This window comes from Fibrella aquatica, assembly GCF_041321135.1.
In the GTDB taxonomy this organism is placed as follows: Bacteria; Bacteroidota; Bacteroidia; order Cytophagales; family Spirosomataceae; genus Fibrella; species Fibrella aquatica.
The window spans coordinates 81,248-105,559 of sequence record NZ_JBGGWF010000009.1; the positions used below are offsets into that span (position 1 = coordinate 81,248).

The 24,312-nt window shown below is 51.8% G+C and carries 23 protein-coding genes; 8 read left to right on the plus strand and 15 right to left on the minus strand.

Annotated features, from left to right (window positions below):
- Positions 1-10: 10 nt before the first annotated feature.
- On the minus strand, positions 11-172 hold the full coding sequence (locus tag ACAW87_RS18875; protein ID WP_441656230.1) for a DUF2256 domain-containing protein: 162 nt from the start codon (positions 170-172) through the stop codon (positions 11-13).
- 81 nt (positions 173-253) lie between these two features.
- On the opposite strand from ACAW87_RS18875, the gene mog reads away from it, so the two are divergent.
- On the plus strand, positions 254-793 hold the full coding sequence (gene mog / locus ACAW87_RS18880; RefSeq protein ID WP_370725198.1) for a molybdopterin adenylyltransferase: 540 nt from the start codon (positions 254-256) through the stop codon (positions 791-793).
- A gap of 308 nt (positions 794-1,101) precedes the next feature.
- On the opposite strand, the gene ACAW87_RS18885 is transcribed toward mog, so the two are convergent.
- From ACAW87_RS18885 to ACAW87_RS18895, 3 genes are all read right to left on the minus strand, one after another.
- Complete coding sequence (locus tag ACAW87_RS18885; protein WP_370725199.1) at positions 1,102-1,635, minus strand: hypothetical protein; 534 nt, start codon at positions 1,633-1,635, stop codon at positions 1,102-1,104.
- 153 nt (positions 1,636-1,788) lie between these two features.
- Entirely contained in the window at positions 1,789-4,827 is a 3,039-nt protein-coding gene (locus ACAW87_RS18890; RefSeq protein WP_370725200.1) for an FAD-binding and (Fe-S)-binding domain-containing protein, read from the minus strand.
- Positions 4,828-4,999: 172 nt separating this feature from the next.
- A complete protein-coding gene (locus tag ACAW87_RS18895; protein WP_370725201.1) occupies positions 5,000-5,443 on the minus strand; it encodes a YybH family protein in 444 nt (147 codons plus the stop codon).
- Positions 5,444-5,581: 138 nt separating this feature from the next.
- Here ACAW87_RS18895 and ACAW87_RS18900 point away from each other — a divergent pair, with 138 nt between their 5' ends.
- Together ACAW87_RS18900 and ACAW87_RS18905 are read left to right on the plus strand one after the other, a co-directional pair.
- Entirely contained in the window at positions 5,582-6,460 is an 879-nt protein-coding gene (locus ACAW87_RS18900) for a diacylglycerol/lipid kinase family protein (RefSeq protein ID WP_370725202.1), read from the plus strand.
- 61 nt (positions 6,461-6,521) lie between these two features.
- Positions 6,522-6,857, plus strand: coding sequence for a translation initiation factor (locus tag ACAW87_RS18905; RefSeq protein ID WP_370725203.1), 336 nt, complete (start codon positions 6,522-6,524; stop codon positions 6,855-6,857).
- A gap of 61 nt (positions 6,858-6,918) precedes the next feature.
- Here ACAW87_RS18905 and ACAW87_RS18910 read toward each other — a convergent pair whose 3' ends face one another.
- The 4 genes from ACAW87_RS18910 to ACAW87_RS18925 all read right to left on the minus strand — a co-directional run bounded on the left by ACAW87_RS18910 (position 6,919) and on the right by ACAW87_RS18925 (position 11,916).
- The gene (locus ACAW87_RS18910) at positions 6,919-7,752 is read right to left on the minus strand and encodes a transglutaminase family protein (RefSeq protein WP_370725204.1); all 834 of its coding nucleotides are present in this window, start codon (positions 7,750-7,752) and stop codon (positions 6,919-6,921) included.
- 75 nt (positions 7,753-7,827) lie between these two features.
- Positions 7,828-8,574, minus strand: coding sequence for a proteasome-type protease (locus ACAW87_RS18915; protein WP_370725205.1), 747 nt, complete (start codon positions 8,572-8,574; stop codon positions 7,828-7,830).
- Positions 8,575-8,682: 108 nt separating this feature from the next.
- On the minus strand, positions 8,683-11,256 hold the full coding sequence (locus ACAW87_RS18920; RefSeq protein WP_370725206.1) for a DUF11 domain-containing protein: 2,574 nt from the start codon (positions 11,254-11,256) through the stop codon (positions 8,683-8,685).
- A gap of 198 nt (positions 11,257-11,454) precedes the next feature.
- The gene (locus ACAW87_RS18925; protein ID WP_370725207.1) at positions 11,455-11,916 is read right to left on the minus strand and encodes a DUF2721 domain-containing protein; all 462 of its coding nucleotides are present in this window, start codon (positions 11,914-11,916) and stop codon (positions 11,455-11,457) included.
- Positions 11,917-12,000: 84 nt separating this feature from the next.
- Between ACAW87_RS18925 and ACAW87_RS18930 the strand changes: the two genes are divergently transcribed.
- Entirely contained in the window at positions 12,001-13,251 is a 1,251-nt protein-coding gene (locus ACAW87_RS18930) for a TCR/Tet family MFS transporter (RefSeq protein ID WP_370725208.1), read from the plus strand.
- A gap of 40 nt (positions 13,252-13,291) precedes the next feature.
- Here the strand turns inward: ACAW87_RS18930 and ACAW87_RS18935 are convergent, their stop codons facing one another.
- The 3 genes from ACAW87_RS18935 to fmt all read right to left on the minus strand — a co-directional run bounded on the left by ACAW87_RS18935 (position 13,292) and on the right by fmt (position 16,271).
- Positions 13,292-14,167 (minus strand): SDR family NAD(P)-dependent oxidoreductase, encoded by an 876-nt coding sequence (locus ACAW87_RS18935; protein ID WP_370725209.1) that lies wholly within the window; start codon positions 14,165-14,167, stop codon positions 13,292-13,294.
- The gene (locus ACAW87_RS18940) at positions 14,151-15,143 is read right to left on the minus strand and encodes an NAD-dependent epimerase/dehydratase family protein (protein ID WP_370725210.1); all 993 of its coding nucleotides are present in this window, start codon (positions 15,141-15,143) and stop codon (positions 14,151-14,153) included. Before ACAW87_RS18940 ends, ACAW87_RS18935 begins: the two co-directional genes overlap by 17 nt.
- 174 nt (positions 15,144-15,317) lie before the next feature.
- Positions 15,318-16,271 (minus strand): methionyl-tRNA formyltransferase, encoded by a 954-nt coding sequence (gene fmt / locus ACAW87_RS18945; protein ID WP_370725211.1) that lies wholly within the window; start codon positions 16,269-16,271, stop codon positions 15,318-15,320.
- 360 nt (positions 16,272-16,631) lie between these two features.
- Here fmt and greA point away from each other — a divergent pair, with 360 nt between their 5' ends.
- Positions 16,632-17,105, plus strand: coding sequence for a transcription elongation factor GreA (gene greA / locus ACAW87_RS18950; protein WP_370725212.1), 474 nt, complete (start codon positions 16,632-16,634; stop codon positions 17,103-17,105).
- Positions 17,106-17,196: 91 nt separating this feature from the next.
- Here the strand turns inward: greA and ACAW87_RS18955 are convergent, their stop codons facing one another.
- Positions 17,197-17,715: a dihydrofolate reductase gene (locus tag ACAW87_RS18955; RefSeq protein ID WP_370725213.1), complete on the minus strand. Its 519-nt coding sequence runs from the start codon at positions 17,713-17,715 to the stop codon at positions 17,197-17,199.
- Positions 17,716-17,954: 239 nt separating this feature from the next.
- On the opposite strand from ACAW87_RS18955, the gene ACAW87_RS18960 reads away from it, so the two are divergent.
- The 3 genes from ACAW87_RS18960 to ACAW87_RS18970 all read left to right on the plus strand — a co-directional run bounded on the left by ACAW87_RS18960 (position 17,955) and on the right by ACAW87_RS18970 (position 20,926).
- Entirely contained in the window at positions 17,955-18,590 is a 636-nt protein-coding gene (locus ACAW87_RS18960) for a gluconate 2-dehydrogenase subunit 3 family protein (protein WP_370725214.1), read from the plus strand.
- A 120-nt stretch (positions 18,591-18,710) separates the two neighbouring features.
- Positions 18,711-20,429 carry a GMC oxidoreductase gene (locus tag ACAW87_RS18965; protein WP_370725215.1) on the plus strand — a complete coding sequence of 573 codons (1,719 nt, stop codon included), beginning with the start codon at positions 18,711-18,713 and terminating at the stop codon, positions 20,427-20,429.
- Positions 20,430-20,743: 314 nt separating this feature from the next.
- Positions 20,744-20,926 (plus strand): hypothetical protein, encoded by a 183-nt coding sequence (locus tag ACAW87_RS18970; protein WP_370725216.1) that lies wholly within the window; start codon positions 20,744-20,746, stop codon positions 20,924-20,926.
- A gap of 84 nt (positions 20,927-21,010) precedes the next feature.
- Here ACAW87_RS18970 and ACAW87_RS18975 read toward each other — a convergent pair whose 3' ends face one another.
- From ACAW87_RS18975 to ACAW87_RS18985, 3 genes are all read right to left on the minus strand, one after another.
- Positions 21,011-21,742 (minus strand): RluA family pseudouridine synthase, encoded by a 732-nt coding sequence (locus ACAW87_RS18975; RefSeq protein ID WP_370725217.1) that lies wholly within the window; start codon positions 21,740-21,742, stop codon positions 21,011-21,013.
- A 205-nt stretch (positions 21,743-21,947) separates the two neighbouring features.
- The gene (panB, locus tag ACAW87_RS18980) at positions 21,948-22,766 is read right to left on the minus strand and encodes a 3-methyl-2-oxobutanoate hydroxymethyltransferase (protein WP_370725218.1); all 819 of its coding nucleotides are present in this window, start codon (positions 22,764-22,766) and stop codon (positions 21,948-21,950) included.
- A 98-nt stretch (positions 22,767-22,864) separates the two neighbouring features.
- Complete coding sequence (locus ACAW87_RS18985) at positions 22,865-24,259, minus strand: murein hydrolase activator EnvC family protein (RefSeq protein WP_370725219.1); 1,395 nt, start codon at positions 24,257-24,259, stop codon at positions 22,865-22,867.
- Positions 24,260-24,312: the final 53 nt, after the last annotated feature.

A 24,312-nucleotide genomic window follows, 5' to 3' on the forward strand; every position in this document is an offset into this window, starting at 1 on the left:
ACCCCTCTCCTTATTTCAAGGAGAGGGGTTGGGGGTGAGGTGAATTCCGGCATCGGTCGCTACAATAAATGACGTTATCCCAATCGCGTTCCCACTTTTTGCGCCAGGCAAAAGGGCGGTTGCAGACAGGGCAGACCTTAGTTGGCAACTCCGATTTTTTGCGCATTTTCATACGTACTTAACCCAGAGCAGTACCGGTTGGTTTATACATTAAACACGGCCCAAAGCTGGGTACGTATGCTATTTTTACACGATGGAAAACGAATCAGTAACGGCCCGGATCGGGATCATTAACGTATCGGATCGGGCGAGTGCGGGGGTTTACGAAGATATTCCCGGCAAAGCGGTGGTCGCGTTGCTCAACGAATGGCTAACCTCACCCTGGGAACCCGTCTACCGCGTGATTCCCGATGAACAGGATCAGCTTGAAACAGCCATGATCGAGATGGCTGACAGAGAAAAGTGTTGCCTGATTGTAACTACCGGCGGAACTGGTCCGGCTTTGCGTGACGTAACCCCCGAAGCAACGGAGGCTGTTTGTCAGAAAATGATGCCGGGTTTTGGCGAGTTAATGCGCCAGGAAAGCCTGAAATATGTACCCACGGCCATTCTGTCGCGCCAAACAGCGGGTATTCGCAACCAGACCCTGATCCTGAACTTACCGGGAAAGCCTAAAGCTATAGGTCAATGTCTGGGCGTTGTGTTTCCGGCTATCCCGTACTGCGTCGATTTAATTGGCGGTCCATTTTTAACGACTACGGAAGCCATGCCGGTTTTTCGGCCTAAGGTATAGCTTTCTATTAACGCCTGCGAACAGAGTCGACCCTGATCATGCCACCCCGACGCAGCGAATCGGGCCTAAGTCTTGGCTGTTTACGTTTGCCAACTGTATCCGCCTGAGGGGATAAGGTGCGGCTACGTGGTTGGGTAGTGCGCATTGCCGGGGCAGGCTGTTGCTGCTGTACAGGCAAGTCTGCAAGGGGTGATAGTGAGAAGCCCAAGAAAAGAAGGAGCGTATTCATAAGCTAGTATTCATAAATCAGAAAAGGGTTTTTCGACACCACCAGATGTTGAAAAACCCTTTTCTAATTCAATAGTTGATTAGTTCGTCGTCGAGTTGGGACGAGTTGTGTTGCTCCGTGTACCGGTTGTAGTCGTGCTTCGTGTGCCGGTGTTAGTGCCACGTGTTCCCCGGTTGGTGTCCATCTGATCCATAGTTGTACGGTCAGTTGAACGTGTCCGGTTTGAGTTCTGGGTTTGTCCACTACGCATAGTACCGTTCGATTGCGTTGGATACGAACCAGTAGTGGTGGTTCCCTGCGTAGTACCGCTCTGCGACGTACCTGTAGGCATCTGCCCCTGAGTTGTACCTTGTGGGTAACCCGTTGTTGTGCCGTTGGTAGTGGTAGGTTGCGTCTGGTACGTACCCGTAGTGGTTGGGTTCGTTGAATTGTTATACGTCCCGTTTGTGTTGGGGGTGGTCGTTGTATTACCCGTCTGTGGCATACCCGCTGGTGTCGAAGGCATCGGCGTTGTGGTTGGCGTAGCCGGGCTTGTAGGCGTTGTCGTTTGCGCGTTGGCGTTGAGGGTTAGGCCAGCTATCAGCAGCGCACCCAGGATCGTTATCTTCTTCATGACGTTAAGTTGTTTAATTCTATCGATTTAGTCGATTGACAGGCTATTAACTCGACTACTGCATAAGTTGTTAGGTCATTCTCAAGAAATTGACATTAAAATGTAAAAATTAATATGCTTACATATTTAATGGTTTTTGTGGCTGAGCCGAAGTTATCTCTTTAAGGCATCGAACAGAATTTCGGCTGGGTGTTGGGCCACTCGACCGGTACCATCTTTAATCTGATGACGGCACGACGTACCTGGGGCGGCAATAAGTACATCGGTAGCGGCATCGCGAACAGCGGGGAACAACACCAGTTCGCCAATCTGCATCGACAGGTCATAATGCTCGGTTTCATAACCAAACGAACCCGCCATACCGCAGCAACCCGACGGAATGACCTCAACCGTATAATTAGCGGGAATCGACAATGCATCGACCGCCCGGCTGAGCAGCGACAGCGCTTTCTGGTGACAGTGTCCGTGCAGCTTGATGGTGCGCGCCTCGCTGGTAAACTGATCGGGTCGAATGTGTCCGGCGTCGGCTTCGCGGGCCACCCATTCTTCGAGCAGGTGCGTATGTGCGGCAATCTGGCGGGCATCGGCTTTCAATTCGTCGGGCACCAGATCGGGATATTCGTCGCGGAAGGTCAGGATAGCCGATGGTTCCAGACCAACGAGCGGGTTTTCGGCCGAAACCAAATCACGCAGCGCCAGCACATTGCGGATAGCTAACGCTTTGGCTTCACGCACCAATCCTTTTGACAGGTACGTTCGCCCGCTCTCCGCCGCCTTCGGTATTGATACGGTATAGCCCAGCACCTGCATCAACTGCACCGCTTTCTCTCCCACCGATCCATCATTGAACCGGGTGAATTCATCAAGAAACAGGTTTAGGGTTTTGAGTTTTGGGTTTAAGGTTACGCTGCTAATTGGCGAAGCAACAGAAGACGGTAAACTGTCAACTGAAAACTCTTTCAGATGTGGCATGGTCCGTTCGGAGTGGAAGCCTACGAGTCGGTTGGCGATGCGGCGGAGGGCAGGTGTGTTGTAGATACCGTTGTATGCCCAGGGTACGTAGCTGGCAAGCTTCATCAGGCGAGTGAAGTTGCCCACCAGTCGGGCGCGTAGGGGAATGCCTTTCTCATCGTACAGTTGCTGGGTGAACTCGGCTTTCATCCGGGTCATGTCCACACTGCTGGGGCATTCAGCTTTGCAGGCTTTACACGACAGGCACAGATCAAGCACATCCTTCACTTCAGTAGCGGCTACTTCCCGGCCGCTATAAAAGTGCCGAAGCATATTGGCGCGCGCTCGTGTTGTGTCGTGTTCGCGGCGGGTGGCCATGTAACTGGGGCACATGGTACCGCCCGAAAAATGCGTTTTACGGCAATCGCCCGAACCCGAGCATTTCTCAGTGGCTTCGAGCAAACCACCCGCATCGCTAAAATCGAAGATGGTTTTAGGTTGTGGAATAACTACGTCGGCCTCGTAGCGGAGGTGCTCGTTCATGGGCGGGCTATCCACCACCTTGCCGGGGTTGAACAGATTATGCGGGTCCCACAGTGCTTTCACGTCTTTGCAAAGCTGGTAGTTCTCCGGGCCAAGCATGTAGGCAATGAACTCGCCGCGTAGTCGTCCGTCGCCATGTTCGCCGGAAAGGGAACCGCCGTATTTTTTCACCAGCTGGGCCGTGTCGCGCAGGAGGGCGCGGAAAGTCTCGCGGCCGGGTGTTGTTTTAAGGTTAATCAGCGGCAATACGTGGAGTTCTCCCGCACCAGCATGGGCCGAAAATTCCAGGTCGAGGCCGTGGTTTTCCTTCGCCATCACCGTTAACTCATCAATATAGTCGGGAAGGTCGGCGGGAGCAACGGCGCAGTCTTCGATCACGTTGGCGGGCTTCTCGTCGCCAGGTACGTTATACATAATGCTCAACCCCGCCTTGCGCAGTGCCCACGGCTTTTTGGTGTCGTCGCCAAACAGCACCGGGTAAGCGTACCCAAGACCTTTTGCCCGTAGTGCGTCGACAAACTGACTGGTCTGATTGATTACGTCCTGCTCGGCATCGGCAAAAAACTCGACCATCAGCACCGCCGTCGGATCGCCCTCTACAAACGCCCGGTTTTTGGCCTGCTCGATATTCGTTTTGGTCAGTTGCAGAATATAATCGTCAACCAACTCCGATGCGTAACAGTTATGCTCAAGCGCCACCAGGTTAGCCTCCAGTGACTGCCGTAGTGTCTCGAAATGGGCACAAACCAGTCCAACATACCTGGGTGGCAGCGGCAGCAGGCTCAGTTTGGCTTCGGTGATAAAGCAAAGCGTCCCTTCTGAGCCAGCAATGAGGTGGGCGAGGTTGATAAGGGTGAGGGGCGAGGAGTGAGGGGCGATGGGCTTGATAGTGCTCACCTCGCTCTTCACCCCTCGCCCCTCACCCTTCGCCCCTTTCTCAATCAGCGCATCCAGCGCGTAGCCGGTGTTGCGGCGGCTGACGGCGGGGTTGGGGTAGCCATCGCGGATTTGCTGGCAGATGACGGGGTCGTTGAGCCAGGTATGAAACTGCTGGTAAATCTGCTGTTCGAGTGGGCTGACGACGTTTTCGCCCCGGCATTTCGCCTCAAATTCAGCTTCGGTCAACTGGCCAAACGTTACCTCGGCACCATCGGAGAGTACGGCGCGCACTTCGAGCAGGTGATCGCGGGTGGTGCCCCATATAATCGAGTGTAGTCCGCATGAATTATTACCGATCATGCCACCAATCATAGCCCTGCTGGCGGTCGATGTTTCGGGGCCAAACATCAGTCCATGTGGTTTTAAAGCTACATTCAGGTCGTCGCGAATAACGCCGGGCTGTACACGTACCCAGCGATCGGCGGCGTTGATTTCCAGAACTTTATCGAAATACGTGCCGATGTCAGCCACAATGCCGCTACCCACTACCTGTCCGGCCAGCGATGTACCGGCCGCCCTGGGAATCAAACCCAGTGGTGCGTTGGGGCGGGTATTGGCTTTAGTAAACCGGATAAGCCGTTTTATGTCGTCGACGGTACGCGGAATGGCCACCGCCACGGGCATTTCCTGATACACGGAAGCATCGGTAGCATACACGCTTAACTGCGCCTGATGCTCGGGCGATTCATTGAAGTACAACTCACCGTCAAATGATTGATTCAACGAGGCAAACGGCAATTTGGGCAGAAACTTGAACATACTTCGGTAACGAATTTCGGGCTACAAAGGTACGGCAAATCGGGCTGGGGGTTGAGTTTTACCGCTACCGTCCGCTAAAGCAGACGGCAACGAAAGACAAGTCCCGTTGGGACTAACGAACCAGTCCCGCAGGGACTTTTTACCGGTTGCCGTCTGCTTTAGCGGACGGAAGTTATGAAGAGTGATCGCTGACGATGAGCCAACGGCCTTTTTTCTTTTCCCAAAGTAGCGTAAAATGGCCACCGGCATCACCAACCTTAGGTCTGGTCAGGTGCCATTTACCAATGACATAGGCCACGTTTTTACCCGGAAACTCGACCTTCAGAATGGTAAACGCCAGCGTACCCATGCTTTCCCGATCCGGGTAGCGTTTTTTGTAATTGGCCAGGGTGGCGTCGTATCCGTAGGTGATTCCGCCTTTGCCAACGAACGTGAGCGAGTCGGACTGCCAGTAACCATTCATAAACGCCTCGACCCGCCCGGCGTTCCAATCGTCGGTTTGGCGTTTTAACGTACCCAGAATAGTCTGGCGGTCAGAAGCGGTTTGGGCGTGAGTGAAGGAGGAGCTGACGAAGGCAATCACAGACAGGACGAGGAGAAAACGGATGTGTCTCATTTTTTTGGCGAACTTTGCAGTATGAACTGGCTACGTAATTTTTACCGGGAATATAAGCCTTACATATTCTCCGATGGGTGGTATTACGTGTTTATCCTCGTATTCATTGCCCTCATGTTTCTCTTTTTCGCCTGATTGATGCCCAAAACTGATCTGCTCGTTATTATCAATCCGTTGTCGGGTACGTTGCCGCTTACGCAACGGGAAAACCTGCGAGCATTTATTGCTGCCGAAGCAGACCGACAAGCTTACCAGGCCGAGATTGTCACTACAGCCTATGCAGGTCATGCGACCGAACTGGCCATCGAAGCTGTCAAGCAGGGTATTCGCCGGGTAATGGTCGTGGGTGGCGACGGAACCATCAACGAAACGGCTCGTGCCCTGCGCCATACAGCCACAGCACTGGGTATTGTGCCCATGGGCTCAGGCAACGGGTTAGCGCGGCACCTGGGCTTACCCATGAGCCCACAAAAAGCCGTGCAGCGTGCCCTGGCTGGCAAACCCGTTCTGATCGATAGCGGTGAGTTGAATGATCATCCGTTCTTCTGTACATCCGGGCTAGGGTTCGAAGCCTACGTAGCGCATGAGTTCGCTAAACAACCCACCCGTGGCTTACAGACATACATAAAAACGGCTTATCAGGCGTACTGGAATTACCAACCGGCGGAGTATAGCATCGACGCCAACGAAACCGGACCTCTTTTCTCGCTGACCGCCGCCAACGCCGGTCAGTTTGGCAACAACGCCTGGATTGCACCTACTGCCAATATTTCGGACGGAAAGCTGGAGCTTTGTTGTGTAAAACCGTTTCCGGCGCACATGGCCAGTATATTGGGTTGGCAGCTGTTTCGCAAATCGCTTAGTGGGTCAGCCTACTGGTCTGGTCGCCCCGTATTGAAAGCTACCATTCAAAGCAACGCACCGCTACTAGCCCATGCCGACGGAGAGCCACTTCTTTTACCAGGAAACAGCTGCACCGTTCGGGTGTTGCCAGCCAGTTTATTAGTATTGATGTAAAGCCCTCACCCCCAGCCCCTCTCCCACAATGGGAGAGGGGTCGGGGGTGAGGGTAGCTACTATGAGCAAGAAAAACTATACAGGGATTGTTTATTCAACAAATCCCGACCACGAATACGAAACGAATGATGGGCCTGTGGCCGAAACGCTGCCGCCTCAGCAACAACAGCTTAAAGTCTGGCTGGATCGGCGGAGCGGAGGAAAAGTGGTAACGGCCGTACGTGGATTCGTCGGTACAGACGCCGACCTGGCCGATCTGGGCAAGCAGCTCAAAAACGCCTGTGGCACGGGCGGTACCGTCAAAGACGGCGAAATCCAGATCCAGGGCGACCACCGCGACAAGATCCTGACGTACCTGACCGGAAAGAAGTACGCCGCCAAGAAAGCGGGAGGGTAGAAGAGTTAAGAGTTGCTTCGCTAAAAGACGTAACGTACCTAAGCGAAGCAACTCTTAATTCTTAACTCTTAATTCTAACATCTGCTTCCAGCACGGAGTTGGCTTTGCCGGTGAAGGTGCCGCTGACAGGGGCGGTAAGTTCGGCGCGTGCTGAAGAGGCCAGAAAAACGTGATTATTGACTACAACGGTGTTTTCGGTGGGGTCGAAACCGCGCCAACCGGCACCGGGTAGATACACTTCGGCCCAGGCGTGTAGTTGGTGTTCCTGCTGCGCTGAGCCGAACAGGTATCCACTCACGAACCGGGCGGCTATGCCCAGGCTACGGCAGGCCGCCATGAACAGCGTGGTATAGTCGCGGCATGAACCGCGTTGTTCCAGCAATGTTTGTTCGGGAGGGTAGGGAGCGCCTTCTTCGCGAATGGCGTAGGTGAACTGCCGGATGGCGTTGTTCAGCGCAATTAGAAAGGGAACCGTTTGCCAGCCAACATTTGCCGCCAATTGCCGGGCCCACGCTTCAATGACAGGCGTTACCCCCTCGCGGGTCAAGTATGTCTCCAGCAGTGGACGTACCTGATGGGGGTATTTCAGGGGAACCCGTTGGGCTTCGAACGGGAAAAGAACAAAGTCGAGCGAATTGAAGGGCTCCGAATCGACCTCAATTTCGGCCGTAACGTGCAGGTGCGTTGTTGGGCCGCTGAAATAAACCAGTTGCTGTACGTTACCCTCTACATCCACGTTTCGCACCACTTTCGATGGCACCGGGTGAATGGTTAGTTCGTAACGCTGTAGCCGCTGATAGGGATACGTGCGCGGATACAGATAGAGCATATGTGGCTGCAACACAACTGGTTGGTCGTATTCATAGCGCAGTTGATGCCGAACAGAAAGGCGCATACAAGGAACAATTATCAGTTAACAATGAACCGCAGTTTATGGCAAGGATTGCCACGCAGAAGACTTGTCAATTGATCATTGATCATTGATAATCGGGTTAACTACTTTGTCAAAAATGGGGTCCATCCAATAGGTAGGTAATCGGCGAACGGAATTGTTGAGCAAGGCACTCCACTGATGCGAAATCTCGTCCATGTCGTCTTTTTCCAGTCGGTGTTCCGTCATATGAAAGCTGTCTTTCGTGTACACCACCACATCGAGCGGATAGTCTACATCATTGGCGCTGACCCGTGTGGCGTCGAAGGCCAGAAACCCAATTTTCAGGGCTTCCTGAAGCGTAGCTTCGTAATTCAGGTTTCGGAACAGGAGCGGTTTGCCGTAGCCTGAATTGCCGATGATCTTGAAGAGCGATCCCGAGTCAACTTCCACCCAGTTACCTTCCGGGTACAACAGAAACAATTTGTGCTCGTCGTCGTCCTGCAACTGACCGCCCACGATAGCATTCAGGTTGAAGTTCATACCCGCCGCCTGAATGGATTCTTTGTCTTCGGCAGCCACCCGTTTTACCTGCTCGCCAAAGGCATTCACGGCTTTGTATAGCTTGTTGAATGTCTGATCCTGTTCGGCCAACACTTCGCGGAAGTAGGTGATGGCTTTATCACGCACCGAACGAAGGCCCGAGGTCATGATAAACAACGAATGATTTTTTACTTCGTGGACCGTGATTTTCCGGTTTGTGGAAACTTCAGTCCCCGACGTCAGGCGCGTGTCGGCGATGGCTACCAGACCTGATTTTACTTTAATTCCTAAGCAATACGTCATTAGAGCCGCTCGGTGGATGTGTAATGGGCAAATATAAACCGTTTTGCCGTTAAGCGTGCCCGTAACGATGGGTTTATCTGTAGGCCCTACGCAACCAACTGCCTCTATTTACTGAATTGCGCTGACCCGAATCTCAACAGAAGCTTCATCATCTTCGCCTTTTTTTAGCGCACTATTCCCCGGTGTACTATCGGGATCAGGTTGGTTAGACTGGTAGATTTCGGCGTTAACAACCAGGAGTTGGTCAATACTCGCGGAGGGTCCAACAGAAGCGATAAACGTAATCGTTACCGTCCCTCCAGACTGTATTACGGTACCGGTTCCCTGCACAATGCCCTGACTAACGGATAACCCTGACGCTGACGAAACGAAGGTCATACCCGTTGGTAGCGTGGCCCGAACGCCCACGTTGGTAGCCGCTAAACCACCTGCGTTACGGATGGTGAGGCTAAATGTAACGGGTTGACCTGTACGTGTTACTCGTTTGTCGGCCTGTAAGCTTAGACTAAGATCAGCCTTAAGGGCTTCGGGGATAGGCTGGCTACTCTGTACGGCGGGTAAAGGGGTTTGGTTCGGATTGGCCGACGTAAATAATGACGCCGATGCGCTGCCAACACCGGTCGATAAGGTGCGGAAGTCGAGTTGTGCCATATCATCCTGCCCGTCGCCGGTGCCCGAATTGGGCTGGCTATCGGGGTCGGGCACCGGCGAACTCGTTACCTGAACCGCATTGACATACGTACCTGGTGCATTCACCCGAACAACATACGATTTACTGATCGAGCCGGCATTGGCCAACAACGGCAAGGACCCACTGACCAGCGTACCTGAATTGATAAGCCCGGTTTCGGCCGAGACGAGACTCATGTTGGCGGGTAAACTATTTTGAAACTGTACGCCCGCTACGTCGCAGGGGCCATTGTTGTGTACATTGACAGTGAGACGAACAGTGTCGCCAACCGTAGCTAATCGCCGGCTTACCTGGCTCGAGAGGCTTAGATCGGCGGTGCCGGTAGATAGCGTAACGGCCCCCGATAACGCTGATTCGCACCCATAGACCGGGTTTTTTGCCTTAACGGAATAGCTGCCGCCCGACGATGTGCTTATTGATTGGGTTGTGGCTCCTGTGTTCCAAATGGCCGGACCGTTGTGGCTCGATGCCAGGGTGAGTGAATTACCGCAGGCTATCAGGCTGGAAGCAGAAATGGTTGGCGTGCTCGGAATTTTCTGATCGTTGGTCACCGCAATGGCGGGCGGGAAGTAAAACCGCATGGCATCGCGCGAGGCTGGTGTACTCATGGTACTACGCTGCAATCGGGCCGAATACGAGCCTGTACCAACCTGATATTGCTGGTTGGTATTGCCCGTGTTCCAGTTATAGGCGTCAAAACCGGCTGGTTGTGAAAGCAGCAACTGATTGGGGCTGGCGGCCACACATTGTATCGACGCCAGTGGTTGTTGCTCGGCCGGGTAAGGTGTTGAGTTTCTGAAAAAGGCGTTGTTATCGGCCGTGAGATTATCAACCCATAGTTGAGCGTACTTTAACTGACCAGCCGTAGAATAGTGAATGCCATCGGGCCGGTCGGGTGTTGAATGCATAGACCCAACCGGCGGGTCCATGTCTGGCCCCTGAAACACCTTCGCCTGCGACGGATCATTGTTGATGTCAGCCACCGCCTGCATCTGCGCGTTTCTGACGTTATCGAACCGTTCGCCTACATACGACGAAATAGCAATAACCCAGGCCAGGTTTTGTTTTCCGAATTTAGTGCGGCACTGCTTCATCACCTCCCGGTTGTGCGTTCGAATGGCTTCCTGCGAACTGTATCGGTCGTTTTCGCCGTGAATGACCAGAATACCCCGTACGCCCGTAGAGGGAACATATAGGTTCATGACGTTGCGCACATTAGCATAGGGCATCTGCAACTCCCACTTGCAGAAACCATGTTCAAACGGCTGATTGTTCATGGCCAGATACATATGTTCCATATTGGTTCCCCCAAAACCGGCTCCGTAGAACAACACAGGTACGTTGAGTTGCTGAACCAGCTTTTCGCCCATTTTCGCCCAAAGCCAGGCATTACTGTTGAAAGGGGCTGCGCCGCTGTAGGTTGTCCATTGCGAGAATGTGAGCTTGGGCAGGTACGTTGGGTCAACGGTGCGCAGGTATTGGCCATAAGCCGGGTTTTGTACCAGATCAACATTAATAGGAACACTGACAACCCGCTCGTCGGTTGACCCTCCCGGCGACAGGCATTCTTCGGTATCGTTGCAGGTAGTTCCCTGGGCGTTGGAATGGCCAAAAATGATCAGTACCTCGCCGATTCCGAAATGGGCAAGCTGATCGGTGCCAACTACCTGACCGCCATTCTTTGCCCGAACTTCAATGCGATACCAGCCGCCCTGTGCGGTCAACGTACCTGAAAACTGACCGTTAGTCGGATTGTCCTGTACCGTTTCCCAGTTGGTGGTTTGCCCGCCCTGAAGGCTTACAAACCGTGCTTCTACCCGGTCAATGGATACCGAGTAGCTTCCGGCAAGTTGCACCGTCGCCCGGTTATTGTTGTCGCGTTGAATGACTTGACGGTCAAGTGGATATGTTAGCCGAACCTGTGCAGAGAGCGATGTCGAAAGAAGCAGGAAAAGGCTAATAATTGGATAAAGCGTAGTTGTCCAATGCATTCGTTACACAGATAAACGGTTATAAATAGCTGGATGTCAGACAAAAATATACCGATTATATTGTGTTTATTTATTTACTGTACGGTCAGCAAAGTAACTACTATTACTTGTTACCACTAATTTATTTGTAAGTAATTGGTTCTAAGTAGCTTGCCTTTTTGGCAGTGAAGGATTAAAAATTTGGGCCTATCGATAATTTTAATGTGACCTATCGGGATTGGTAGCGTTGCGCGATCGGAGCGTGAATAAATCAAACCGGCGGTGGCCCAGTTCTTTCTCCATATCGCTCAATTCAATTTGTAAGGCGTTGATCGAAATAGAGATTTCCAGCACAGAAATGACCAGTGCCGAAATCTGAAGAACCAGCGCCAGACCGAAGAGATAACTGGCCGCAACGGGTTCGTTCCAAAAAATAAGCGCCATGCATACAGCGCTGACCAGCAGACTCATCACGGCCAGAATCTGAATATTACGAATAAGCTTTAAACGGCGATGCAGGTTCTTGATCTGATCCACATAAACCGTTTCGGGGTTGGTTCTGAATTTGTCATGCAGATCACGAATAAGGCTGGCAATGGCCAGAAACCGATTGGTAAAGGCGATCATCAACAGCGAAACAGTAGAAAAAAGTAGCGCCGGAGTACTGATAGAGAGTTCCATAGAGGGCAGCCGGTGGGTAATGTCCGCCAACTACCTATCGAAACATCGTAACTTGCAGCCTTTGTTCAACATGCAATTGTCAATATGGCTGATAAACGAAGTCCGGCGTTAATTTTCATTTTCATTACGGTTCTTATCGATTGCATCGGCATTGGCCTGATTGTTCCGGTAGTTCCCACACTGATTGAAGAACTTACGGGACAGGGCCTCAGCGTTGCGTCGCAATATGGCGGTTGGCTCAGTTTCGCCTATGCAGCCATGCAGTTTGTTTGTGCGCCCATTTTGGGTGGCCTCAGCGACCAGTACGGTCGTCGGCCGGTATTACTGATTTCTCTGTTCGGCCTCGGGCTCGACTTTCTGGTCTCGGCTTATTCGCCTACAATTGGCTGGCTGTTTTTTGCGCGTATCGTGGCTGGTATTTGTGGGGCTAGTTTCACCACGGCCAGTGCCTACATTGCCGATGTGAGTACGCCCGAAAAAAGAGCGCAGAACTTCGGCCTCATCGGTGCCGCATTCGGATTAGGCTTTATTATTGGTCCCACGCTTGGGGCTTTGTTTAGCAGCTACGGTATCCGGGCACCATTCTACGCGGCAGCCTGTCTGTCACTGCTCAACTGGTTATACGGTTATTTTGTGTTACCCGAATCACTGTCGATGGCTAATCGTCGCGCCTTTAGCTGGCGGCGGGCTAATCCGGTGGGGTCGTTTAAAGCCCTGCGCCGGTACCGGTCGTTATTAGGCTTGATTATCGCGCTGGCTTTTCTGTATATCGCAGGTCAGGTAATGCAGTCGGTATGGGGCTATTTCACCATGTTACGCTTCAATTGGGATACGAAAATGGTTGGCATTTCGCTGGCGTTAGTTGGATTGGCGGTAGCGGTTGTGCAGGGTGGACTAATCCGCCTGATCATTCCGAAACTGGGGCAGAAACGATCCGTTTTTTTGGGAATGATTGTTTACGTGATCAGCTTTCTGGGCTTCGCTTTTGCCAATGAGAGTTGGATGGCTTTTGTCCTAATCATTCCGTATGCATTTGCGGGCATTACCGGCCCCGCCATTCAGGGCATTATTTCCGGTCAGGTTCCACCCAACGAGCAGGGTGAGCTACAGGGAGCATTGGCCAGTCTGATGAGCCTGACGGCTATTATTAGCCCGGTGCTGATGACCAACCTATTTGCCTATTTCACCAAACCCGGTGCACCTGTCTTTTTCCCGGGAGCGCCCTACATGGCGGGGGCTATATGTACCGTTGCCGCCATTACCTTCACCGTTGGTGCGTTAAAAAACTACGTGCAACCTATAGCCCCGGTGCCAGCCACGGTAGAAGAAGTATAGTATGATTCATGCTCAACTGATTGCTGGAACTGCGCGAGAGTCACTCATATAATTCGGGCCGGAGCTTCATGCTCAACAGCACAATCCTGTCGACCAGACCGGGGAAAAACCGGCTTAGCGCGGAATTAAGTTTACCCATGCCCGTCAACACGGTTTTGGCGCGGCGGCGGTGAATATGCCGTACTATGGCTTTTGCCACCTCCTGCTGAGACATCTGCCAGCGTGGCGGACGGTGCGCCAGTGGGACCGGTTCGCCGTGGGACGCTAATACGCGTTTATCAGGATCATTGGCTGTGAATCCGAGATGAATAACGCCCACATGCAGTCCGGTTCCATGCCATTCGAGCCGGAGGGTATGGGCCAGATTACTCACGGCGGCTTTACCGGCGCAATACGCTGACCCGCTGGGAATACCGTTTAGTGACGAAATGGAGGAAATAAACGTAACACAGCCTTTAGAAGCCAGCAGGTGAGCCTGAGCTGCTTTGAGCGGATAAACAGTGCCGTAGATGTTACTGTCGCAAACGGCCCGAAAAACCGCGACATCCAGCTCACCAAAGTAGGCTCGCATGGAAATGCTGGCGTTGGCCACTAGAATATCGAGCCGCCCAAAGGCAGTTATTGTCTGGTCAATCAACCGTTGACAGGCAGCAAAATCAGTCACATCGGCCACGTACGCTTCGGCAACGTACCCATCCTCAATGAAACCACGGAGCGTTTCGGTCAATTGATCCGGCCGGAGACCATTCAACATCACATAGGCACCCTGACGCGCCAGCTCACGAGCTGTTTCGCGCCCAATACCTGATTCTGAACCGGTAACTAAGGCCACTTTGCCGGTAAACAGTCCGGTGCGTGTCGTCTGTCGATGGGGTGGGGTAGCCTGGAATATTGGTTTTTCAGTAGACGTGTCCATTCGCCGTAAACCAGTCGTAAGCATCCTGAATGGCTTCTCGAATGGATGTTTGAGGTAAGTTGAGTTCGTCGATCGCTTTCTGAGACGAAAAATAGTGGCCATCATTGGCAATCATAGCCATCGGAAACGTTACCTGAGCCAGTTTTCCCGTTACTGCGGAAAGGGCGTCGTTGAAACGGCCATATAACCGGGTAAGGCTCGGCGAAATGGCAAAACGTGGTGCCCGTACGCCCGCAATACCGGCCATTAGTTCAAACGCTTCCTGATAACTAAGGTTTTCATTTCCTAAAATATACGATTCGCCCACACGCCCCATGGTCAGGGCATTCACGGTGGCAACCGCCGCATCGCGAACGTGAATAAAGTTTTTTCCGCCTGCCGTGTATCCCGGCACTTGCCGACGGGCAATAGCCAGTAACATGGCTCCTGAGGTGGGCTTACTATCCATGGGACCTACCAAAAACGACGGATGCACCAGCACCGCAGGTACGTTGCCGGTAAGGGCAGCCTGCGTCACGGCTATGGTGGCGGCCACTTTGCTATCCATATAGTCTACGCCGTAGTGTTTCCCTGAATAGGGCCGCGTTTCGTTGCCGGGGTTTTCTTTTGTGCCGAAGCCAAACACATTGGCGGTTCCCACGTACACGAGTCTGCGTATGCCGTGCTGTTGAGCAGCTTGCAACACGTTTTCTGTACCCACTTTATTCACCTGCCAGACTGACTCATTACGGGCCGGATTCACCTGCGCCAGAGCCGCCGCATGAATCACGCCGGTGCAGCCTTCGGTAGCAGCCAGCAGATCGGTCGGGTTGCTAATATCCCCTTCAATGAACTCGATAGGCAAACCAGACAAGGTAGCCCGGAAACTGAAAGGCCTCACCAACGCCCTCACAACGTACCCGCGCGTCACTAATTCGTGCGCAATATGGCTTCCCAGAAACCCATTCGCCCCCGTCACTAGAATCGTATCGGCCATACATCAAGAGTTTAAATGTGGAGGGGTGAGGGGTGAAGGGTGAAGGGTGAATTGGTGAGGAGTGAAGGGCGAGGGGTGAATTAGTGAAGGACGCTCTATTTAGGCCCGGTCTCTACACGTAGCAAAGCACCCTTCACTCCTCACCCTTCACCCCTCGCCCTTCACCACTCACCCCTAAATCGTATTGCCGCGTAGGAAATCGCCGACCAGCATACGGCGTTTGCCTTCGGCCTGTAGCTCATTCACGGTTACCCAGGCATCGGCAGCACGTACGTGCAGCTTCGTTTTGTGATCGGTATATACTTCACCCGGTTCAGCCTCGAACTGCTCTACGGTCACAACACTTCCGTCGGGCAGCGTTTCGTTGGCGACAGATACCGCGTAGATTTTGTAGAATTTACCGTTCAGTATGGTCCAGGCGGCGGGATAGGGCGAGAGGCCCCGTACGAAATCACGAATGGCGGCGGCGGGCTGGTTCCAGTTGATCTGCGTGGTTTCCCGGTGAAGTTTGGGAGCCGGTTTCAGGTTATCCGACGTCGGTTGCGGGGTTTTGGGGTACGTTCCTGTTTCAATGGCTTCTACCGTGCGTAAGACCAGATCGGCCCCATGTTCCATCAGACGATCGTGCAACGTACCTGCGGTGTCATCCGGGTAAATTGGCTCTGTTTCCTGAAAAATCATTTGACCGGTGTCGATCTCTTTTTCAATGAAAAAGGTAGTGGCCCCTGTCTCTGTTTCTCCGTTGATGATGGCCCAATTGATAGGCGCTGCTCCCCGGTATTGGGGTAGTTTAGATGCATGAAGATTGAACGTCCCTATCCGGGGCATGGCCCACACCACCTCTGGTAACATTCTGAACGCCACCACTACCTGAAGGTCGGCATTGTAACCGGCCAATTCGGACAGGAAAGCAGGGTCACGTAGTTTTTCGGGTTGTAATACAGGTATTCCGGCTTGTAGGGCTGCTTTCTTCACGGGTGAAGGCATGAGTTGTAAACCCCTTCCCGACGGTCGGTCGGGGGCCGTAATAACGGCAACAACCTGGCAACCGCCGTCGATGAGGCGCTGAAGCGTGGCCACCGCAAAATCGGGGGTGCCCATAAACACAATGCGTAATCTGTTGTTCATATGATTCGTTCGTAGGTACGTTGATGTCGTCTTGTCATTTTCCCGTTTTCCTGTTTTTCAGAAACCAGTCGGGGTGGGTTGACAAAGGCGGGTCTGAAGTCGTACATTTGTCTAAACGCCATCACAACCCGATGCGAGAACAACGCCCACAAATCATTAAAGGTTGGTTCTTCTGACGAGCTGCAAAACAAACAAACTTGTTGCAGAACGGTCGGTGGGCCGTTCTTTTTTTTGTTACCAACAACTGCTAATGATAGTTGGCGAGTCCGATTATCCACAACGAATGTTACCAATAGTTGCTTCTACCCGTTATCTGAACTCGTTTGGGGCAATTGTCTAAGCAAAAGACACCAGCATATTATGTCTAAGATTAATTATTATACCGAAGAAGGTCTAAACCGCCTCAAAACTGAACTGAATGACCTGAAAACAAAAGGTCGTACAGCCATTGCCCACCAAATTGCCGAAGCCCGCGATAAAGGTGACCTAAGCGAAAATGCCGAATATGATGCGGCCAAAGACGCACAGGGCCTGCACGAGCTCAAAATCTCGAAACTCGAAGAAGTGGTGGCTAATGCCCGCCTGCTCGACGAGTCATCGATCGATACGTCGATTGTGTCGGTGCTGTCGCACGTAAAGATCAAAAACAAGAAGACGGGCGCCGAGGTCACCTACACGCTCGTTTCGGAAGAAGAAGCAGATCTGAAGCAATTCCGGATCTCGGTTGGTTCGCCCATCGGTAAAGGTCTCCTCGGTAAGAAAGTAGGCGAATCTGCCGAAATCACGGTTCCCGCCGGTAAAATCGAATTTGAAGTATTGGAGATTAGTCGATAAAGTAGAGACGCAAGATGTTGCGTCTCCTCTTGCGTCAGCAAATTGTTAATCGTAATTGCTGACGCACGCGGAGACGCAAGATGTTGCGTCTCTACGATCTTTCATACACCACAAAATCGAACGCGGCTTCGTGGCGATCGTCGGCGGGGTGAGGTTGGCGACTGACTTCGTGCCATACCGTCATATCAAATTCGGGGAACGAGGCGTTGCCTTCGTAGGTACGTTGCACTTCGGTGAGGTAAATCCGGTCGGCCACTGGTAAGGCGAGCGCGTATATTTCGGCTCCGCCAATAATGAAAATTTCCGGATTCTCTCGTTTCGCTTCGGCCTGTCGGGCTGCTTCCAGCGCCGTATCCAGATCATTAACAATCTGCACCCCGTCGAATTGAAAATTGGGGTTTCGAGTGATAACAATATTGGTCCGTTTGGGCAGGGGTTTCCCCAATGCATCCAGCGATTTACGCCCCATAATAATGGCGTGACCGCTGGTTTTTTGTTTGAAGTAAGCAAAATCGTCGGGTAGGTGCCATGGCAGGTCGGGTCGGCCGTCGGGGCGGTCTTGGCCAATGATCCGGTTTTGTGCCATAGCGGCAATCAGGCTGATTGTCATAGGTTGTTGTTGTGATTGGCGTAAAAGTACGGGCTGTTGCGTAGATGTTGCTTCACGAAGGTCACCGAGTGTGACTTTATGACGGTACATGCTTAATAATCAGACGCTTCGGATGGAGAAGAAATTGCCCGAAAAAACGTGTTCTGAAACTTGATCGCACTGTCCAATTCCGTCTTGTAATTATATACATTTGTGTTCCTTTTGAACGTTTTTATACTGTATTCTAACTTATTACTCCTATGAACAGACGCGACGCCCTGTTGCGGGTGGCCACAATGGTTGGTGCGACAATGACGCTGCCTGCCCTGGGCTCATCTGCGTTGGCCGATACGCTTGAGGCTTCGGCAGCCCAACGAATGGCAACGGGCAAACCCTTGCTATTTACGGCTGAGCAGGATGCCTTAGTGGCCGATTTGGCCGATGTAATTATTCCAACAACCAGCACACCCGGTGCCAAGGCGGCTAAAGTCAATGAGATCATAGACGTTGTGCTGAAAGATTGCTATAAACCCGCTGATCAAAAACAGTTTATCGATGGCTTGACCATGACCCAGAAAATGAGTCAGGACAGCTATGGTAAATCGTTTTCTCAACTCGATAACACTCAGAAGATCGAATTGATGAAGAAGCTGGAAGCCGATGCTAAACAGCAGAAATCAGCAGCAGCCCGCGCTGTAGCCGGTCAGCAGGATGTACAGATTGCGGCCGAAAAACGGAACGTAACGCCATTCTTCGCCATGTTGAAGGATCTTACGCTGATGGGTTATTTCACGTCCGAAATCGGTGCTACGCAAGCGCTGGAGTATGTAGCGATTCCTGGCCGTTACGACGGTTGCGTTCCTCTGAAACCCGGTCAGAAAGCTTGGGCCATCTAAAACAAAAGTTCCAAGTCTGTCAGTCATAAGTCTGGAAAGTCGTTCAGTTTGTTACTGATCCCTTTTTATACTAAGCGACTTTCCAGACTTATGACTCATAGACTTAATTACTACTTTCCTATGAATCTCAATATAGACGCCCAGAAAGACATGACTTACGATGCAATCGTAGTTGGGTCGGGCATATCAGGTGGCTGGGCTGCCAAAGAATTAACCGAGAAAGGCCTGCGCGTATTGATGCTGGAACGGGGCCGCGACATTAAACACGTTGAAGGGTACACCACCGCTACCAATAACCCCTGGGATTTTCCGCATCGGGGCCGTATTACAGTGCAGGCAGCCGAAGAATATTGGGCCAACATGCGCACAGGGTATACTGCCAATGAAGAATGGCGGCATCATTTCGAGAACGATTCACTGAACCCATACATCGAAAAACGTCCGATGGACTGGATTCGGGGTTACCACGTAGGTGGTCGCTCGCTGATGTGGGGTCGGCAGAGTTACCGGCTCAATGAGGAGGATTTTATGGCCAATCTCAAAGACGGCATTGCTGTTGACTGGCCAATCCGGTACAAAGATCTGGCTCCATGGTATTCATATGTAGAAGGCTTTGCCGGTATCAGTGGCTCGAAAGATGGCCTTAGCGTACTGCCCGACGGTAATTTTCTACCTGCTATGCAGATGAACTGCGTGGAGAAAGAGGTGAAAGCCCGGGTTGAGAAAGCGTTTGGTAAGCGCCACATTACCATTGGCCGTGCTGCTCACTTAACAGATCCCAAGGCGGTACACTCAAACCTGGGTCGGGCTGCTTGTCAGTACCGCAATCAGTGTATGCGTGGTTGCCCGTTTGGTGCCTATTTCAGCACGCAGTCGGCTACGTTGCCTGCCGCAGCTGCCACCGGTCGTTTAACACTCCGTCCCGACTCTATTGTGGCCGAAGTATTGTATGACGATAAAAAAGGTCGGGCCAAAGGTGTTCGGGTGATTGACCAGAACACGAAAGAAGAGCGCGAGTATTTCGCCAAGATCATCTTCATGAACGCTTCGGCGTTTGGTAGTACGTCTATCCTGATGAACTCGAAGTCGAGCCGGTTCCCGAACGGAATGGGTAATGACTCTGATCAACTGGGTCGCAACATCATGGACCACCACCTGGGTGTAGGTGCATCGGGTGATTTTGATGGTATGGAAGATCAGTACTATTATGGTCGTCGTGCCAATGGCGTTTACATTCCTCGTTACCGGAACTGGGATGGCGATAAGCGCGATTACATCCGGGGCTTCGGCTATCAGGGTGGTGCCAGTCGTTCGGGCTGGAACCGGGGCGTGGGTACAGAAGGTTTCGGCGCTGATTTCAAGGAAGACCTGACTAAGCCGGGCCCATGGAATTTTGGTATTGGTGGCTTTGGTGAAGTAATTCCTGATCCCAACAACCGCATGACGCTCTCGCCAGACAAGAAAGACCGTTGGGGCTTGCCACAAATCGTGTTTGATGCGGCTTACGGCGAGAACGAGAAGAAGATGCGCAAAGACATGATGAACGACGCTGTAGAGATGCTGGAAGCTGCAGGGCTGAAAAACGTACGTGGCTACAATGACGAGTCGAAACACTTGGGCATTGGTATCCACGAAATGGGAACTGCCCGTATGGGACGTGACCCCAAGACGTCGGTGCTGAATGCCAATAATCAGTTGCATGCCGTTAAAAACGTGTTTGTAACAGATGGTGCCGCTATGACGTCTGCCTCATGCGTCAATCCATCGCTGACTTACATGGCGTTAACTGCCCGTGCCGCTGATTTCGCGGTGAAGGAACTGAAGAAGCAGAACCTGTAGAAAGTTTTCAGCAAGTAGGTGTTGTCCCCAAACTATTTTATATAGTTTGGGGATTATTTTTTCATGGTTAACTAACTTATTATCAAACGGTTAATTCTATGGACTAGTAAACCTACAGACTTATAATGTTCACATTTGATTTTATTAATTAATTTAATAGACGAATTCATGGTTCATCTATTGTTTTAGTATTATATCAAGATTAACTTTGAATCAACAAATTTTTACCTCCGTAACAAAAGTTGGCATAAGTTTTGATTTGAAACAGGTATTCACTTCTAGCTAAGTGACCAACCCATAATACTTGAAAAGAGATGAGAACGATTCGATTGTACATGATTTTGCAATGGGTATTGTTTTTGCCCATTTTGTTGCCGCTTTGCATGGTCTTCGGTGCCCTTCGTGGTGCTGTTCTAATGGCTGAGCGCGTCATCGACCAAATGAGTACTGATATTAGTTACAAGCCAACAAGCACCTCGGTACAACCCGAAGCTTAGTAAGGTTTACGTAGACGTCCATAAAAAAGGCGCTGACACTACAGTACGTAGTATCAGCGCCTTTTTTCGTGCTATTCCCGGCGACTAAAAGATAAAATCCAGGTTCTTATCCTTGAATTCTTCGTTATCCAGTTCAAGGAATTCTTCCCAAAAGGGATCAACGGGAAGTCCGGCGCGGAGAATGAGGGGCTCTTTCTTCACGGGATGAATAAAATAGAGCCGGCGGGCGTGCAGATAAATCTTTTTATCAGCCACTTCACGGTCGTAGCCATATTTGGCATCGCCTCGAATTGGGCAACCCATAGCCGCCAGTTGAACACGTATTTGGTGTGGACGGCCTGTCAGTGGCTCAACTTCCAGCAGGTAATGCTCGTTAATTTTGCCCAATAGCCGATACGATAATTCGGCCCGTTGCGAACCCGGCACCTCATTGTCGTAAGCTGTTACCTGATTTTTGGCTTCATCCTTAATCAGGTAATGAACCAGCTTGCCTTTCTTCTCAGCAGGGTGCTGACGCACAACCGCCCAGTACGTTTTCTGGATTTGCCGCTTACGGAATATCTCCGTCATGCGTTCTACCGCCTTCGAGGTACGTCCGAACACAACCAACCCACTCACGGGCCGGTCGAGGCGATGAACGGGGTTGAGGAACACGTCACCGGGTTTGTTGTACTGTTCCTTGATATACTCTTTCAGGAGTTCGGTCAGCGAGAGGTCGCCAGTGCGATCGCTCTGCACAAGAACACCCGGTTCTTTGTTGACGATCAGGAGGTGGTTATCTTCATAAACCACCGAATAAGGTACGCGCTTCTTCATAGAAATGAAGAATTAAGAGACGAGAGGCAAGAGACGAGAGGCAAGAGATGAGAGGCAAGAGTTGAAAGTTGAGAGGCATAAGTAAGCGCTGCTAATTGGCAGGGCTCGCTCTTGATTCTTAACTCTTGACGCTCACTTCTTGACTCTTGACTCTCATTTCTCAACTCTTAATTCTTAATTCTTAATTATTCATTCATTTTTTAACTCAGTACGCTTCTGATTCGTTCGGGAAGTCGTTGGCTTTCACGTCGTCGACGTAATGCGTGATGGCTTCGAGCATAGCCGTGTGGAGATCGGCATAGCGGCGCAAAAAACGGGGCTTGAACTCTGTATTGATGCCCAGCATGTCGTGAATAACCAGAATCTGCCCGTCGGCGTCGGGGCCGGCACCGATACCAATGGTTGGAATCGCCAGCTTCTGGGATACCTGTTTGGTGAGCGCCGCCGGAATTTTCTCCAGTACGGTGGCAAAGCAACCAATATCCTGAAGCATGAGGGCATCTTCCATCAGTTTCTGCGCTTCGGTATCTTCCTTAGCCCGAACGGCATAGGTGCCGAATTTGTAAATCGACTGTGGGGTGAGGCCCAGGTGCCCCATTACAGGTACGCCCGCACTTAGAATACGTGTGATTGACTCACGAATTTCGCTGCCACCTTCCATCTTCACGGCATGGGCACCCGATTCTTTCATGATCCGAATAGCCGACCGCAACGCCTCCGACGAATTGCCCTGATAAGAGCCAAAGGGTAGATCAACTACGACCAACGCACGCTTTACAGCCCGTACCACTGATCCAGCATGATATATCATCTGGTCGAGTGTGATGGGGAGGGTTGTTTCGTGCCCGGCCATTACGTTGGAGGCCGAGTCGCCAACCAAAATAACCTCTACCCCGGCGGCGTCAACAACGCGGGCCATAGAGAAGTCATAGGCCGTGAGGGCCGAGATTTTTTGCCCCCGGCTTTTCAGTTCCTGCAGGGTATGCGTAGTAACGCGCTTAATATCGGGGTTGTGAACAGACATTTTTTCAGTAAGCAGTTAGCAGTAAACAGTTATCAGATTTTCAGGTACGTTATGCGCATTTGCAACGCTGATAACTGGTTACTGATAACTGTTTATTGTCATCTTGGTGCCAGCCAGGATTCGGGGTTCATTTTGGCAAATTCTTTCCAGATCTGGAATTGCAATTCAGCGTTTCCCCGACTATCGACGCCTACGCTGCCAATGGTTTCGCGGGCTTTTACCCGGTCACCCATCTTTACAGTCACGTTCTTTAGCTTAGCGTAGATCGTGTAATAGTCGCCGTGCTGAATGGCCACTACGTTCTGACTACCCATCACGTATTCAACGTTCATGACAATGCCATCGTAAATTGCCCGGACGGGTTCGCCGGCATTGGTTTGAATATCAATACCCGGATTAGACACTTTCAGTCCTTTCAGCACGGGGTGGGGGTGAACGCCAAACCGTTCGGAAACGAACCCGCGTTGTACTGGCCACGGTAGCCGGGCACGCGAGGCAGCAAAGGACGAGCCCAGCGCCAACTCTTCGCGATTCAGATTGCTGGGCGTACGGGTATTGTCTGACTTAGCCACCCCAAACTCAGGGTCGGGAACCACTATCACGGGTGTGGCCACTGGGGGTGGGGCTGGTTTCCCTTCTTCTTTGGCTTTGGCTACGGCTTCGGCCTGTTTACGTTCGGCTTCGCGGCGGGCGGCGGCTAGCCGGGTGGCTTCTGCTTTGGCCAGACGTTCGCGTTCGGCCCGTTCCCGACGAGCGCGTTCGGCGCGTTCGCGGGCTTCCCGGGCAATGATCGAGGTGATCATGTTCTCGAGTCGACTGATGCTCTTTTTGCTTTCGGCCAGTTCGGTGCGCAAAATGCCTTCTTTCTGACTTAGTTGCTCAACAACCTTGTTCTTATCCTGTTTCAGGTCTTCAAGTTTTTCCGATTCGCGCACCTTGGTGGTTAGCACAACCGTTTGCTGTCGGCGTTTTTGTTCGGTGGCTGTTCGTTTGCCCGATATTTCTGTCTGCACCGTTTCCATCTCCCGTTTCTGGGTTTGGCGGGCTTTGGCATATTGCTTCAAATAACGGAACCGGGCCACCAACTGATTAAAGTTTTCGGACGAAAACAGAAAACCCAGCGGATTTAACTGTTGTCGGCGCTTATCGGCGGCGTAGATCATTTGGGCATACTCGGCCCTCAGCTTGTCGAGATCACGATTCAGGGCCTGACTGGCTTTTCGAAGGTCCGAAATCTCAGACTCGCTCAGTTTTATCTCGTCAGAGAGTAGGTTAATCTGCTTCGATTGGGCGTCAATCTCGGCAGTTAGGGCTTTCAACTGGCCAATCGAGACCTGCTTTTGCGATGACGTTTTTTTTAGTACCGCCCGAAGTTGATTCAACTGCTCGATGTTTTTCCGCTTTTCGCGCTCCAACGCCTGCCGATCCCGCTTTTGAGCCAGCAGTGGCAGGGACGTGAGTAAGGTGAATAGAAGAAAGAGGAATAAACGCATGGGCAAAAATAGGCGTGAATAGTCTTGAAAGTCGTCTTTTGTAGTGCATAGTC